The sequence below is a fragment of the Paenibacillus suaedae genome, from assembly GCF_032337355.1.
GTDB lineage: Bacteria > Bacillota > Bacilli > Paenibacillales > Paenibacillaceae > Paenibacillus_B > Paenibacillus_B suaedae.
On sequence record NZ_JAVYAA010000008.1, the window covers coordinates 297,760 to 313,405 of the forward strand.

The following is a 15,646-nucleotide window of genomic DNA, read 5'->3' on the forward strand; positions in this document are numbered from 1 at the left end:
AACGGATGTAGTGCCGCTTTTTTGCGTACATCTGCTTGTTCTCAGGCTCACTGCTCATATCTGCTGTAGGCTTGTCATACACATGTGATAAGCACATCATTCAGCTGATGCATATTGTTGAAATGGGTTAAGAAGGGATGAGACGAGCATGAAAGAAGATATTCGGCGCCGAAGAGAAGAACGAATCCGTGACATTCTAATGGCTGAAGAGATGAAACGTAAGTCGCATGCGAAGGAAGTTGTGGAAGTTAATCTGTCTTCCCATTCACTTGTTCAACCAGATGTCGTGTTGAATACTCCCTCTGCAACGGCTGTCTATAATAACGGAGAGCAGCGTGAGGACTACGAATTCAATCAAGAGTATACGTATGATCCTGAGCAGCAGTGGAAGATAAGCCGTTCGAAGTGGAATGAACGCTACGGCTGGGAAGAGCCTCCTACAGGAAGAGGCAATGTATGGCGCTCCTTGCGCTCCAGACTTCTCGTATCCATCTTGTTGTTCGCTGCAGCTTATGGAATCACATCCTTCCCGGCGGAATGGAATGCACCTATGCGCGCTTGGATTCAATTGTCCCTTCATGATGAGATGGACATGCGGCCGATTGCGGCGTGGTATGAGCGAACTTTCTCCGGAACACCTGTGTTTATCCCTTTGTTTCCACGAGATAAGGAATCTACGAAGGCTGTACAGTCCACACATACCTATCCATCCCCGATTAAGGGGCAGATTGTGCAGCCGTTTGCTATGAATCTGAAGTCTGTCGCGATTGCTCCCGATCATGCGAGCGGTGCGGCGATTGAGGTTCAGAATATTGCTACGGGAAAAATTGAACGGGTAACTTCAGACGAGAAGTCAGGAATTACAGTAACTGTCCAACATGCCGATGGTCTTGTGACGGTGTATAGTGGGCTTACAGCGACTTCCGTGCAACAGGATGACTGGCTTGAGCCCGGAGCAACAATTGGTACGATACAGAGTCAGGAGAACCAGTCGGGGGTAAGTGCTGAGCCTGTACTTACATTTGCGATGCAGCAGCGCGGCGTTTATATTGACCCGGCGGATGTGATACGAATTGATTAAATGGGGGGGAACCACCTACTCACTTCATCCGCTATTTGTGATCCTTATGGCTGCAGCTGCAGCTACAGGCTATATATTTGAATTGCTTACGTTATTTACGATCGTGCTGATTCATGAACTGGGACATGTAGCTTGTGCTAAGGCGTTTGGATGGACCATCACGGAAGTGAAGCTGCTGCCCTTCGGAGGGATGGCGGAGACGGATGATGGAGCACTATCGCCTGCTTGGCAGGAGTGGATTGTAGCGGTAGCGGGGCCATTACAAAATGGTCTCATGATATTAATTGCATGGTATGCGGAAGCGATGGGTTGGTGTAGTCCAGAATGGGCGAAAGGGTTTATTCAGGCCAATGCGTTCATTGGATTGTTCAATTTGTTGCCGATTCTTCCGCTTGACGGCGGACGAATGATGCAAGCAGCATGTTCGTTATGGATGAGCTATCATCGAACCTTGCTTGTTGGTGCGAGGGTCAGCCTTGGATGCAGTGCCATTATGCTGCTGTACAGTGTGTGCCCGGTAGTTGTGGGAGGCAAGCTGAATATTAATCTCTTGATGCTAGCTCTCTTTTTGCTGTGGACCAACTGGGTGGAACATCGGAATGTTCCTTTTCGTTTCATACGATTTTTGATGAATCGTCCAACGAGGTTGCGCGAGTGGGAGAGTTCGGTCGCACTAGGACGCCCAATTGTAACAGAAGGGGGGCGTTCGTTGTCTCGAATCGTTCGTCTGTTCCGCAGAGATGACTACCACTTCATTTATGTAATGGGTGATGAAGGGCGAATCCAACGGATCGTTCCGGAACAGCAATTAATTGATGCCTTCTTCGATGAGCCTCCGCCTCAGAATCGTATGAAATCATGAGCGCCATCTAGGTAAGTTCGGTCACAATTTTGGAGGTGAAAAGAAACGGTTATCATTTTTTCTAGCCTGTTCCATAAACCGGCATGTTCACCTTATCCTGCTTCATGTTACAATGGAAGATGACGCGCTGTAGTAGAGGTGATACCATGAATCAGATGATTGTTCACTGTGAGGAACAAGTGACGCAGATGGCGTTGCTTGAACATGGTCGGCTCGTCGAATTTGCAGTCGAACGTGCAACTGGCACAACGCTGGTCGGCAGCTTATTTAAGGGGCGGGTAGTGAATGTGCTTCCTGGAATGCAGGCTGCGTTCGTGGACATCGGGCAGAAGAAAAATGCATTTTTATATGTCGATGATTGTTTACATCCTCATTTGGAGAAGCAGCCTAAGCAGAAACCGCCGATAACGAGTCTGCTTCGAGTTGGACAGGAACTTATCGTGCAAGTGATGAAAGATCAGCTAGGAGGCAAGGGAGCGCGTGTAACCACGCATTATTCTCTACCTGGCAGATATTCGGTGTTTATGCCATATGCCGATTATATCGGTGTATCTAAGAAGATTGAGCAGGAATCGGAACGCAATCGATTGAAGCAGCTTGCTGAACAACTTCGCCAGGGCGAAGAGGGGCTGATCATTCGAACCGTTGCTCAAGGTGAATTGACGGAGACGCTTGAGGGTGATATTGAGTCACTCCGCGAGTTGTGGGAGACGATTGGTTATCGTGCCAAGGAAGCTCAGGCTCCCGCGTTGCTGCACCGTGATCTAAGCATGGTGGAGCGGCTTGTTCGGGATGCGTTCTCACGCGAGATTGACCAGCTGCTCATTGATGATGTTCGCCAATTGAAAAAGGTGCAGTCGTTTGTTCGTTCGTTTGACCCTGAATTGGAAAATCGGATTCATGTATACAAAGACAGTGAGCCGCTATTTACCCGTTATCGGGTGAAAGATCAGCTAGATAAGGCTTTCCAGCGTAAGACATGGCTGCAGAGCGGAGGATATCTAGTATGGGATCAGACGGAAGCACTGACGGTTGTTGATGTGAACACGGGAAAATATACGGGGACAAGCGATCTGGAGGAGACCGTATTCTTAACGAATCTGGAGGCGGCCGAAGAGATTGCGCGTCTTATTCGTCTTCGCGATATCGGCGGCATTATCATTGTTGATTTCATCGATATGGATACGGAAGAACATCGAGTGCGTATTGTGGAGCGATTGGAAACGATGATGCGGAAGGATCGTACGAAGTGCTTGGTTGTCGGTTGGACGAAGCTTGGTCTAATGGAATTGACACGCAAGAAGGTTCGTGAGCAGGTCATGCACCAACTGTTCCAACCCTGTGCCGAGTGCGAGGGAAGCGGAGTTGTTTTGTCCTCGCCTTCTCAACGGGAACCGGAAATTATACGTTGATTTTTATTGCAGAGTGTGCTAAGATCTACGGGTATGTGTTAAGTCTAGTGCTGCACATGCTGTAACCGCTCCAGACAGGTATGAAGTGTGAAGCGATGCTTCACCACCTGATTTAGGCGAGTCTGAGACATGAGGAGGTGCAACACAATGTACGCAATTATCGAAACAGGTGGCAAGCAGTACAAAGTTCAAGCTGGTGATGTATTGTACATCGAGAAGCTGAACGCTGCTGAAGGCGAAAGCGTGACATTTGACCGTGTATTGGCAGTATCCAAGGACAACGGCTTGGTCACAGGTACTCCGGTAGTATCCGGTGCTACTGTTACGGCGAAAGTTGAAAAGCATGGAAAAGGCGCGAAAATTGTCGTGTACAAGTACAAAGCGAAAAAGAACTACCGTCGTAAGCAAGGTCATCGTCAACCGTATACAAAAGTGACGATTGAGAACATTCAGGCGTAAGAAGGTGCCATATGATTCGCATTACAATACGGCGCAAGCCGGATCATTCAATTGAGAGCTTCTCCATTGAAGGACATGCGAATTATGCTCGCCACGGAGAGGATATCGTATGTGCGGGAGTCTCTTCGGTATCGGTGGGTACGGTGAACGCCATTGAAGCATTGACGGGCATTGAGCTGGAATGCAAGATGAAGGATGGATTTTTGAGTGGACGTGTTCCACGCATTAATCAGCCGGATATCGAAGCTAAAGTTCAATTGCTGTTGGAGTCGATGATCGTCAGTTTACACACGATCGAAACTTCATACGATTCGTATCTTCAAATAGAAGACAATTAAGTGAGCAAGGAGGTAGACTATAATGTTGAAACTGAACCTTCAGTTGTTCGCATCCAAAAAAGGGGTAGGTTCCACAAAGAACGGCCGTGATAGTATCGGTCGCCGTCTTGGTGTGAAGCGCTCCGACGGTCAAGTAGTTTCTGCTGGCAGCATTTTGGTGCGTCAACGTGGTACGAAAATCCACCCAGGTAACAACGTGGGCATCGGTAAGGACGACACTCTGTTCGCGAAAGTGGATGGCGTTGTTAAGTTCGAACGTTGGGGCCGCGATCGCAAAAAAGCGAGCGTCTACCCGGTTGAAGTTGCACCTGTTGCAGCAGCTGTGGAGAACTAAGACGACTGAAGAACCCTCGGCTTGAGCCGGGGGTTTTTTTAATGAATAAGAGACGACAATGCGTTGTCTGGCAAAGTGCACGATATGTCAAGCCTGTGCACAGAGCTTATGTAGAGCTTATGCCAAGCTTGTACCAAGCCTGTACCAAGCCTGTGCGAAGCCGAAGTTGTTGTTCGATCGAGAGATAACATAGTCGCTCATCTGAGGAAATGCTTCGAAGGGGCTATGCCACATCAATTCCTTTTTGTCTGCTCATTATTTCCCGCATAATGCCGCCATCAGCGCGGTCCACATTGTTTCTAATTCTGTTGTTACTGGAATGATTTGTGCAAATCCTTTATTTCTTAGTATGATTTTGTTTGGACGAGGTTTCAGGCGCGTGATATACTGAAATTCGGGGAGTTTGTACATAACTGGAAATGTGTGAGTATCGGGGAGCGAAGTGATGAATAGGACAAGCTTATGGATCGGCTGTTGCTGGGCTGTCGCTGCAGCTGGGACAGCAGCTATCATTGGTTGGAATATGCACATCGGGTGGCGTTTTGGACTCGCATTCGTTGTGGCTGCCAGTATTGGCGGAGCATTTTTGCTATTCTCGCGACAACAACAACGACAAAGAGAACGAATGCTTCAAGAAACCCAATTAGCAGCAATTCACTTAATGAATCATCAGCGGCATGATTGGATGAACGACTTGCAGCTTCTGTATGGATATGTTCGTTTGAAAAAGTACGATAAATTACCGGACTGCGTGGAAACAATAAAAGAAAGAATGGCGGAGGAAAGCCGAATTGCCAAACTTGGTTTTCCGGAACTCGTTATGTTTTTGATGCAGCACCGTACCTCTGGCGGTACGATGCCGCTCAAGGTAATGATACCAGAGCCTCTTGAACTCGACCGATTGAACCTGGAAGTGGACACTGTCCGCTTGACGAATATGATTATCGAGACGGTTAACACATTCCGCTTCGCATCCAAGGAGCAGGGGGACGTTTATTGCCCGCTGCAGCTTGCGATATGGTGTGAATCGAGCCAGCTTAACATTCAATATCAATTAGAGGGTAAACTGCTTCGGCCGGGCGAAGTGGCCGAGAAGCTGAGACGAATTGCGATGGAACGCGGCGTGCGGCTGGAGCAGTTGTCGGCGAATCATCATGATGGGCAGGACGCCTACCAAATAGTCGTGCCATGCAGTGCATAATGAGGTGACAGCATGTTTGTAGATAAGACGAGGATTTATGTTAAAGGCGGCGACGGAGGCGACGGAATCGTCTCGTACCGCAGAGAGAAGTATGTGCCAATGGGTGGTCCCGCTGGCGGTGACGGAGGACATGGCGGCGACGTTATTTTCCGTGTAGATGAAGGATTGCGTACGCTTGTCGATTTCCGCTACCAGAAGCACTTTAAGGCAGATCGCGGGGAGAAGGGCCGGAATAAGAGCCGGCATGGAGCGAATGCGGAGGATATGATTGTCCGCGTTCCCCCTGGTACGGTAGTCATCGATGATGATACGAAGGAAGTTATTGCTGACCTTACCCGTCAAGGCCAAGAGGTTGTTATTGCCAAGGGCGGCCGTGGAGGACGAGGCAACATCCGCTTCGCAACAGCGAACAATCCTGCACCGGAACTTGCAGAACATGGAGAAGAAGGTCAGGAGCGCTGGGTTATCCTTGAATTGAAGGTCATGGCTGATGTCGGCTTGGTCGGATTCCCGAGTGTCGGCAAGTCAACTCTCCTGTCTGTTGTATCTGCGGCGCAGCCGAAGATTGGTGCGTATCATTTTACGACGATTACACCGAACTTGGGCATGGTGGATGTCGGAGAAGGACGCAGCTTCGTTATGGCCGATCTTCCTGGGTTGATTGAAGGAGCTCATACGGGTATTGGATTGGGTCATGAATTCCTTCGTCACGTTGAACGTACCCGCATCATTGTTCATGTTGTGGATATGGCGGGCATGGAAGGTAGAGATCCATTCGATGATTGGGTGAAGATTAACGAGGAATTGAAGTTATACAATGAGAAGTTGTCCGAGCGGCCGCAAATTATCGCTGCTAATAAGATGGATATGCCTGAGGCAGAAGAGAATTTGGCGGTATTCCGTGAGAAGGTTCGCGAGATGACGGGAAGCGATATTGAGATTATGCCAATCTCCTCGCTGACACGGCAAGGTATTCAAGAGCTGCTCTATCGAGCGATGGAGTTGCTTGAGCAGTTGCCTGATGCTCCTGAAGTCGAAGAAGTGGCAGAGGTTGATGAGCGTAAAATCTATCGCTTCGAGAAGACAAGACATGATTCAGAATTTACAATTCGCCGCGAGAACGATACGTTCGTAGTTGAGAGCGAAGCTGTTGAGAATATGCTGAAGCGCATGCAAATGAACTCTCATGATGCGATCTTGCGCTTTGCGCGGACACTGCGCCACATGGGAATTGATGAAGCGCTGCGCAAGCGTGGTGCAGTTGATGGGACGATTGTCCGCATTGCTGATTTTGAATTTGAGTTCGTAGAAGGCAGCAGCTACTATTGAAGTTCATAAGAAAATGATTAGAACGCCTGACCCTTTTGGGTCGGGCGTTCTTTTTTTTGTTTATTGAGCCAATGGAAGTGGCGCGCTTCGATCAAGTGGGAGTATTGGCCTGATCAATATTCGTAAGACGAAGCAGGTCAGCTTCATCCAGCAGAATATCCATTCCGCGTACACTGTCTTGAATAGAGGAAGGCTTGGTGGCTGCCGGTATGGGAATGAGATTAGGGGATAGTGCAAGCAGCCACGCAATCACAATCTGATAAGGGCTTGCCGAATACTTCTGTGCCAGTTCTGACAATACAGGATGGTTCTGCAAATGGATGGAATTGCTCGGCCCACCGAATGGGCTATACGCAATGAAGCTGATCCTATGCTCATCACAGTATCGAAGCACGTCATTCGAGTGTCTGTCATGAAGATGAAGACGGTTCTGAATACAAGTGATGGGTGCGATTTGCTGGACACGCTGACACTCGCTCACAGTAACATTAGATAGGCCTATATGGAGAATTTTGCCTTCTTCCTGAAGTCGGCTTAACGCTCCAACAGATTCTTCAATAGGAACAGAAGGATCGGGAGCGTGCAAAATGTATAGAGGATGGCATTCCCGCTTTAGAGTATGTAAGCTGAGCTCGCATGCAGAGCGAAGAGAATCGGGTCGGCCGTCGCATATCCAGGACCCATTCGGACGAGCTAGCCCCCCTTTTGTAATAATTAGGTACTCTTCCGTGGAATAGGCAGATAGTGCTTCTTGCAGCAATTGTTCATTGTGGCCGAGATCGTGATCATCAAGGCAGTACGTATCGGCAGTGTCAAATAACGTGATTCCGCTTTCGAAGGCAGCTTGGATGGTCGCGATCGCTTGCCCTCGGTCAGGTCTGCCGGCTACAGATAGTGGAGCGCATCCTAGGCCAAGCTTTGACACCTGTATTTGAGTAGTACCAAGCAGTGTGTGCATCATGAATAACTTTACCTCCTCTATGGAAAAATGAAGCAGTTTCAAATTTAATCATTTTATACTGTTACTGTGAAGGGAAGAGAAGGTTTCGTTTTTTTTTTCGTCAGAACGGTTTTCATTATTTTTAAATAAAAACAAGGAAGACGATAGGGATAATCGTGTATAATAGATTAAACTTTTTATGCGTGTAAAATGAATTAGAGAAAATATTTATAGATTGGCCTATTGCCAACTTGCGCACATATCCGCTATAATGTCCTCTATAAATAAACAAAAGTCTTTATACGGAGGACTCAATCATGGCAGAGCGATATTACTTGGTGAGAGAAGACATATTGCCAGAGGCGGTAGTGAAGACGGTAAGAGCGAAGCAATTGCTCGCGACAGGTGAAGTGAAGACGGTTCATGAAGCTGCAGAACGAGTTGATTTGAGCCGCAGTGCTTTTTACAAATATAAAGACGGTATCTTTCCGCTTAATCAATTGGAGCGCGAACGGATTGTAACGATCTCAATGGATTTGGATCACCGTTCAGGCATTTTATCTAAAGTGCTTGGTTCTGTCGCTTCCTATGAGGGAAACGTATTGACAATCAATCAGACGATACCCCTGCAAGGAATTGCGAATGTTGTAATCTCGGTTGAAACGTCACTTATCGCAGAGCCATTCGGCAATATGCTGGATGCGCTTCGGGATATCCCTGGGGTAAAGCGTGTGACGATCATCGGACAAGGGTAAGTGTACTTGCTTAATTACATCGGTATTACTCTATAACTACATTAGATACAGACAGCTGCTGGGAGAAGGGGAGGAACTGATTTATGAAGCCGATTAAAGTTGGATTGCTAGGATTGGGGACGGTAGGAACTGGTGTTGTACGTATTGTGGAGGGGCATCAAGAGGATTTGTCCAGCCAAGTGGGCTCGCCGATTGTAATTGAGAAGGTACTCGTGAATGACATTCATAAGGAGCGCAGCATTAGCATTCCTGAACATAAGCTAACAGAACATGCAGAAGATATTATTAACAACCCGGATATTGATATTGTGATTGAAGTCATGGGTGGTCTTGAGCCAACGAAGCAATATATCATGGATGCGCTGGAGCGCGGCAAACATGTGGTTACGGCGAACAAAGACTTAATGGCGCTGCACGGGCGTGATATTATGGCCAAAGCGAAAGCGAATCATTGCGATGTATTGTACGAGGCAAGTGTAGCTGGAGGCATTCCGATTATCCGCACCTTGATGGAGAGCTTCTCATCTGACCGGATTAAGAAGATTATGGGGATTGTGAACGGAACGACGAACTTCATTTTGACGAAGATGAGCAAGGAAGGCGCGGGCTATGAGGAAGTGCTGAGGGAAGCGCAGCAGCTTGGATATGCAGAAGCTGACCCTACTTCGGATGTAGAAGGGCTTGATGCTGCACGCAAGATGGCCATCTTAGCAACACTTGGCTTCCACGCGGACGTGGCGTTGGAGGATGTTGAAGTTCGCGGAATTTCACAAATCAAAAAAGAAGACATTATGTTTGCGAAGCGTCTCGGTTATGAGATGAAGCTGCTCGGTATCGCAGAACGTCAGGATGATCAGATTAGTGTTGTTGTGCAGCCTACGATGGTCAGCAATGCTCATCCGCTCGCTTCGGTCAATGGTGTCTTCAATGCTGTATATGTGTATGGCGAAGCCGTTGGCGAGACGATGTTCTATGGTCCAGGTGCTGGTGAGATGCCTACAGCTACCTCTGTTGTTGCAGACTTGACGGCTGTCATCAAAAATATGAAGCTCGGCGTGAACGGATTGCGGGCGCTGACTCCATATAAGGAAAAGAAATTGAAAACAGATGATCAAATTTCATATAAGAACTTTATTCTTCTTCATGTGGAAGATAAGGCGGGGGTATTGGCACAGATTACGCAAGTATTCGCGGAGTACGATGTGAGCCTCGATTCCGTCGTCCAACAGCCGAATTCGCATAATCCAGATGCTGAAATTATCATTATCACACATCAAGCCAGCCAAGCGAACATGAAGAAAGTGTTTAAGCATTTTGAAAACTTGGATGTTATTAAATCCATCAAGAGTGCATATCGGGTAGAAGGCTAATCCACCAATCAGGCAGCAGAAAAGGGGTTTATTTCGATGAGATACATGGGACTACTAGAAACATACAAATCATATTTGCCTATCAACGACAATACGCCAAAGCTGACACTGCATGAGGGAAATACACCGCTCATTCGCGCGGATCGTCTATCCGAAGAGCTTGGATTGAATTTGTATTTCAAATATGAGGGATTGAACCCTACTGGATCGTTCAAGGATCGCGGCATGGTTATGGCAGTAGCGAAGGCAGTAGAGGAGGGGAGCCGCACAATCATGTGTGCTTCTACAGGCAATACATCTGCTGCGGCTGCAGCTTATGCAGCTCGTGCTGGCTTGAATTGTATCGTTCTCATACCCAACAATAATATTGCGCTCGGCAAGCTCGCTCAAGCAATGATCTATGGTGCCAAAATTATTGCGATTCAGGGCAACTTCGACCGTGCGTTGGAGATCGTGAGAGAGATTACGGCGAAGCACCCGATTACACTCGTGAATTCGGTAAATCCATATCGAATCGAGGGTCAGAAGACGGCAGCTTTCGAAGTGTGTGATCAATTGGGGAAAGCGCCCGATGTGCTTGCAATTCCGGTTGGCAACGCAGGCAATATTTCGGCTTATTGGAAAGGCTTCAAGGAATATCATGCTGCCGGCAAGACAGACTCCCTGCCGAGAATGGTAGGGTTTGAAGCAGAAGGTGCAATGGCGATTGTAAAGGGTGAACCGATTTCGGATCCGGAGACGGTGGCTACTGCTATCCGAATCGGTAATCCAGCAAGCTGGAAGACGGCAGTAGAAGCTGCTGAACAATCGAATGGCCAAATTAATTACGTAACCGACGAACAAATCCTTGAAGCGTATCAATTGATGGCTGCGAAGGAAGGGGTATTTGCTGAGCCGGGCTCTGCTGCATCGCTTGCTGGTGTGTTGAAGCTTCATAAGGAAGGATACTTCAAGGGCGGAGAGAGTGTGGTGAGCGTGCTTACTGGACATGGTCTGAAGGATCCGAATATCGCAATTAAGACAGTAGCGAAGGAACCGCTCGTCGTTCAGGATACAGAAGAAGCTGTTATGGAAGCAATTGCGAAGCTGGAGCGTGAACAATAATGTGGCGGGAAGAAGGGGTGCTCGTGCGTGTACCGGCGAGCACCGCGAATTTAGGGCCAGGATTCGATACATTGGGCATGGCGCTTCAACTTCATCTGTGGGTTGCGATGAAACCAGCGGATCAAGCTATCATTCGATTGCACGGCTCTGATCTTGAGGGGGTACCGACGGATGAGAGCAATCTTATCTATCGAATTGCACAATCAGTATTTGATGAAGCGGGAATTGATCGTCGCCCGATTGAAATGGAAGTATATAGTGAAATCCCGTTGACAAGAGGACTCGGAAGCAGTGCCTCAGCTATTATTGGCGGTTTGGTAGCGGCGAATCAGCTGATCGGTGAACCGCTCGATGCGGGTCGTCTCTACGACATGGCGACGGCTATTGAACGCCATCCTGACAATGTTGGAGCCTCCCTCATAGGCGGGATTGTAGCAGCTGCATGGGATGGAGAACATACGACTTATGCTCGTGTTGAGCCGGATAGATACCTATCCACTGTGGTCGCTATCCCTCAGTTCCAGCTTGAAACAAAGCAAGCTCGAGGTGTGCTGCCCAGCCAAGTAGACATGGCCAAAGCCGTATTTAATATCAGTCGGTCTTCACTTCTTGTAGCTGCGTTGAGCAGTGGGAGATACGACATCTTGTCTGAAGCGATGAAGGATTGTCTCCACCAACCATACCGTGCTCCGATGATTCCAGGTATGACTCATATTTTGGAGCATGCTGTGCAGCATGGTGCTCTTGGTGTCGCGCTCAGCGGCGCGGGCCCGACTCTGCTTGCGTTTATTGACAAGCGCAGTGACAGCCAAGAACTCATTTCGTTTATGCGAGATACTTTTAGTGAGCATCGAATCGATGCTGTTGTGAAGGAATTGGAGCCGAGTCATGAAGGTGCAGTATGTATTGGTACATGGGGCGATATGGAATCAATCTTATCTGCGTGCATGCTTGAATAGTCTACGAAGGAGTTAGCGTACATGGCACGAATTGCATTATTGCCGGAAGGCTCCGTTTCGCATGAAGCGGCATTGCATTTAGCAGGACATGATCATCAATTTGTACACTATAAGCTGATTTCGGATGTGTTTCTTTCGACTGCGCGTGGCGATTCAGAATATAGTGTCATCCCCATTGAGAATACAATTGAAGGTTCGGTCAACCTACATATGGACTGGATTGTTCATGAGGTGGATTTGCCGTTTCAAGCGGAATGGGTCTTTCCGTCTATTCAGAATTTGATTGGACGCCGTGAGGAACTGCAGGGGGATTTGGGCAGTATTCAAAAAGTAATGTCACATCCTGTAGCGATGGCACAGTGCATGCAGTACATTCGCAAGTATTTGCCGCATGCGGAACTCGAACATGTGAGCAGTACAGCTGAGGCAATCAATATTGTGAAGCAGAATCCAGGTCGCGGCTGGGCAGCTATTGGAACGACTGTAGGTGCGCATACGCATGGGTTGGATATATTGGCGCCAACAGTGACGGATCATAATAACAACTTTACTCGATTTGTGCTCATTGGGAGGAAGCCACTGGAATTACCTCCTTCAACTGCACATAAGACGACCATTTTGGTTACCTTGCCTGAGGATTTCCCGGGGGCGCTTCATCAGGTTTTGTCTGCATTTGCTTGGAGACGAATTAATTTATCTCGCATTGAGTCCCGTCCAACCAAGAGGAAATTAGGCAGTTATTACTTTTACATTGATGTAGAAATGGCGTTAGATACCGTTCTGCTCCCTGCTGCCATCGAAGAAATTGAAGCGATCGGCTGCCAAGTTCGTATTCTTGGTTCTTATCCAAGTTATTCGTATGAGTTCTCATTAGCGGATTCAAATGGCTGAGGGAACAAATAAATTAGGGCGTTCTTGGTTTAAGTATGGCTTGATGTAAGTCGTAAGAACGAGATAAAGAAAAATCACGGCGCTGCAAGCTGCAATGATATAAGTAGTTTTGTAGTGCTGTGCGAGTATTCCGGATCGTTGTCCTCCCTAACAAGGGAGGATTTTTTTGATTTTATTGCACACATGGATGTCAAACGCCTATTTGCTGCATAGGATAAAGTAGGTGATTTCGGGCTTATGTCCGGTAAGAGTAGGATGACGAACGTGTGGGAGGTTGCATGAAGTGAAAATACACATTGTCAAGAAAGGCGACACGCTATATGCGCTGGCGAAAAAATACGGAATTACTTTAGAAGAACTTATTGCTATGAACAGTCAGCTTGCTAACCCGAACGAACTGGATGTTGGCATGAAAATTAAAGTCCCGTCGACTCCGGTTCCCTCAAGTGGACATGAGATCGTTCACAAGCACGTTGTAAAGGAAGGGGACACCCTATGGAAATTGTCTAAAGCGTGGGGAATACCTCTTCAAACTTTGATCGATGCGAATCCGCAGCTCAAAAATCCGAATGTGCTGGTGATCGGTCAAGTTGTAAACATCCCTAAAATGCAGTCAGATGGCAATGTTCCGGCCCCTAATGTTAATAAGCCGCCATCCTCTAAGGAAGAAATGACGAAGCCCAAGTCTGAAGTAACGAAACCGAAAGAAGAGGTTGTGAAGCCGAAGGAAGAAGTAACGAAACCGAAGGAAGAGGTCGTGAAGCCGAAGGAAGAAGTGGAAAAGCCAAAGGTTGAAATCACGAAGCCAAAAGTAGAAATTGTAGAGCCGAAAAAAGAAGTTATGCCGCAAACCAAAGTTCCTCAACCGAACGAAGAGAACAAGCAAGTGAATGAGCTAAAACCTATCCAAGAGATTGTACAGCCCAAGAAAGAGGTCAAGAAACCACACCATGCAACTGAATTTGTATATGAAATGGAAAAGGTGGACTATGGAAGTACCCAACATGCGCATCCATGGGTAGGGTACAATCAGCCTATAAACTACCCGTCAAACTTTGACCCATCTATGGGGAATCAATCTTTTCTAAACCAGCCAAACATGCAACAACCTTATGCCGCCCCAGTTCCATCATTCCCGCCAAGCTACGAAATTCCTGTCCCAGTTATGCCGCAATATGTGTCCCCTGTACAGTATGAGCCTTGTGGTTGTAATCATATAGCTAGTAATTGGTACCCTACCAACATCCAACCGAATATCGAACCTTACGTACAACCGAACATCCAACCGAATATCGAACCTTACGTACAATCGGACATCCAACCGAACATTTATCCAAATGTACAGCCGAACATCCAACCGAATATTGAACCTTACGTACAATCGGACATCCAACCGAACATTTATCCAAATGTACAGCCGAACATCCAACCGAATATTGAACCTTACGTACAACCGAACATCCAACCGAACATCTATCCAAATGTACAACCAAACATTCAACCGAATATCGAGCCTTACGTACAATCGAATATACAGCCGAATGTATCGCCGATCACAGAGTCGAAGCAACCGTTTTCTCCTTATGAGTGTTACTGCCCACCGACACCAGTCTTCTGCAATCCTGGCTTTCCGCCTGTACCAACTGCTATCTATCCGCCATATCCTCCTGTGTATGGTGGTGCAGTATCGACGGTTCCGGGATATATTCCTTCTGCAATTCCGGCTGCAGTACCAACAGCAGTATGGGGGCCGATTGCTCAACCATTTGTGTATGCTTGTGGTTGTGGAGAAGAGCATGGCAAGCATCCATATGCGAATCAGTCATTAATGAATGCAGCTAATATGTATGCCCCAGCAGGTACACAAGGGAACGATTCTTATGAGCAGCCAACAGGGTATGGTTCGGACGGTATGCACTTCTACAATCCAAACTTATACGGATCCATTCCGGGATTCGCCAATTCGTCTTTGGGGAGTAACGCTTCAATCGGAGCGGGTGGTCATGGCAAACGTGAAGAACATGAAGTGGAGTTCAACAGAGAATCGGCATCCACAACGGACAAAGAAGGGCATGTATCCAGTGTAGGTACAAAAAAGGAACAACAGGCGAGGATTAAAGGGGCGCCTTCCCGGACGACAAAAAAGAAGAGCACGGGAAAAAAGAAAACGGCGCAGAAGCGTTCTAACGTGAACTCGAGAAGCATTCCGTGGATCAACGGATAATCCAAAGGAAGCTGGAGTATCAACTATGAGAGAGACTGCATTAAGCAGAATGATCATGGTTGATATTTCCTGTTGTCAAGATGGGACAGGCCATGATATATTATAAATCCAGTCGCGAGATGCGGCGGCGCAGTAGAGCTTCAACGCTTCAAACGAATCTTCTAAAAAAAGATTTTAAAAAAAGTGTTGACAACAAATTAGCTCCTGTGATAAGATAAAGTTCCTGTTGCGAAAGATGTTGAAAAATGTCGGAGCAGCAAGAAATGAAGATTGTTCTTTGAAAACTGAACAACGAGCAACGTTTGTGAATGAGGTAGCAATACCTCGTCAAAAGATATGAGCAGTTCAAACTTAACTTTAACGGAGAGTTTGATCCTGGCTCAGGAC

General features: G+C 47.3%; 15 protein-coding genes and 1 other annotated feature. Of the genes, 14 read left to right on the forward strand and 1 reads right to left on the reverse strand.

The genetic code is table 11. The annotated features are described in order from the left end of the window. The first annotated feature begins 148 nt into the window (after positions 1–148). The 8 genes from RQP50_RS26240 (at position 149) to obgE (ending at position 7,016) form a co-directional block, all read left to right on the forward strand. Positions 149–1,081: a M23 family metallopeptidase gene (locus RQP50_RS26240; protein ID WP_072731575.1), complete on the forward strand. Its 933-nt coding sequence runs from the start codon at positions 149–151 to the stop codon at positions 1,079–1,081. Next, entirely contained in the window at positions 1,074–1,943 is an 870-nt protein-coding gene (locus RQP50_RS26245; RefSeq protein WP_028533800.1) for a site-2 protease family protein, read from the forward strand. Before RQP50_RS26240 ends, RQP50_RS26245 begins: the two co-directional genes overlap by 8 nt. A 146-nt stretch (positions 1,944–2,089) precedes the next feature. Beyond that, positions 2,090–3,355, forward strand: a complete 1,266-nt coding sequence (locus RQP50_RS26250; RefSeq protein WP_315747179.1) for an Rne/Rng family ribonuclease — start codon at positions 2,090–2,092, stop codon at positions 3,353–3,355. Positions 3,356–3,408: 53 nt separating this feature from the next. Then, positions 3,409–3,489 (forward strand) — a sequence feature (ribosomal protein L21 leader region). 13 nt (positions 3,490–3,502) lie between these two features. Then, the gene (gene rplU, locus RQP50_RS26255) at positions 3,503–3,814 is read left to right on the forward strand and encodes a 50S ribosomal protein L21 (RefSeq protein ID WP_005547385.1); all 312 of its coding nucleotides are present in this window, start codon (positions 3,503–3,505) and stop codon (positions 3,812–3,814) included. Positions 3,815–3,825: 11 nt separating this feature from the next. Beyond that, positions 3,826–4,152 carry a ribosomal-processing cysteine protease Prp gene (locus RQP50_RS26260; protein WP_021254227.1) on the forward strand — a complete coding sequence of 109 codons (327 nt, stop codon included), beginning with the start codon at positions 3,826–3,828 and terminating at the stop codon, positions 4,150–4,152. A gap of 22 nt (positions 4,153–4,174) precedes the next feature. After that, the gene (gene rpmA / locus RQP50_RS26265) at positions 4,175–4,486 is read left to right on the forward strand and encodes a 50S ribosomal protein L27 (protein WP_021254228.1); all 312 of its coding nucleotides are present in this window, start codon (positions 4,175–4,177) and stop codon (positions 4,484–4,486) included. Between the two features lie 445 nt (positions 4,487–4,931). Next, a complete protein-coding gene (locus RQP50_RS26270; protein ID WP_072731574.1) occupies positions 4,932–5,687 on the forward strand; it encodes a Spo0B domain-containing protein in 756 nt (251 codons plus the stop codon). 12 nt (positions 5,688–5,699) lie between these two features. Continuing rightward, positions 5,700–7,016: a GTPase ObgE gene (gene obgE, locus RQP50_RS26275; RefSeq protein WP_142545798.1), complete on the forward strand. Its 1,317-nt coding sequence runs from the start codon at positions 5,700–5,702 to the stop codon at positions 7,014–7,016. Between the two features lie 91 nt (positions 7,017–7,107). On the opposite strand, the gene RQP50_RS26280 is transcribed toward obgE, so the two are convergent. Further along, entirely contained in the window at positions 7,108–7,977 is an 870-nt protein-coding gene (locus RQP50_RS26280) for an aldo/keto reductase (RefSeq protein ID WP_083545341.1), read from the reverse strand. A 296-nt stretch (positions 7,978–8,273) separates the two neighbouring features. Between RQP50_RS26280 and RQP50_RS26285 the strand changes: the two genes are divergently transcribed. The 6 genes from RQP50_RS26285 (at position 8,274) to RQP50_RS26310 (ending at position 15,259) form a co-directional block, all read left to right on the forward strand. Beyond that, on the forward strand, positions 8,274–8,711 hold the full coding sequence (locus RQP50_RS26285; protein ID WP_021254232.1) for an ACT domain-containing protein: 438 nt from the start codon (positions 8,274–8,276) through the stop codon (positions 8,709–8,711). Positions 8,712–8,794: 83 nt separating this feature from the next. Next, positions 8,795–10,081, forward strand: a complete 1,287-nt coding sequence (locus RQP50_RS26290; RefSeq protein ID WP_315747180.1) for a homoserine dehydrogenase — start codon at positions 8,795–8,797, stop codon at positions 10,079–10,081. A gap of 36 nt (positions 10,082–10,117) precedes the next feature. Continuing rightward, positions 10,118–11,185 carry a threonine synthase gene (thrC, locus tag RQP50_RS26295; protein ID WP_315747181.1) on the forward strand — a complete coding sequence of 356 codons (1,068 nt, stop codon included), beginning with the start codon at positions 10,118–10,120 and terminating at the stop codon, positions 11,183–11,185. After that, positions 11,185–12,144: a homoserine kinase gene (gene thrB / locus RQP50_RS26300; protein ID WP_315747182.1), complete on the forward strand. Its 960-nt coding sequence runs from the start codon at positions 11,185–11,187 to the stop codon at positions 12,142–12,144. Before thrC ends, thrB begins: the two co-directional genes overlap by 1 nt. 21 nt (positions 12,145–12,165) lie before the next feature. After that, on the forward strand, positions 12,166–13,035 hold the full coding sequence (gene pheA, locus RQP50_RS26305) for a prephenate dehydratase (protein WP_315747183.1): 870 nt from the start codon (positions 12,166–12,168) through the stop codon (positions 13,033–13,035). A gap of 283 nt (positions 13,036–13,318) precedes the next feature. Beyond that, on the forward strand, positions 13,319–15,259 hold the full coding sequence (locus RQP50_RS26310; RefSeq protein ID WP_315747184.1) for a LysM peptidoglycan-binding domain-containing protein: 1,941 nt from the start codon (positions 13,319–13,321) through the stop codon (positions 15,257–15,259). Positions 15,260–15,646: the final 387 nt, after the last annotated feature.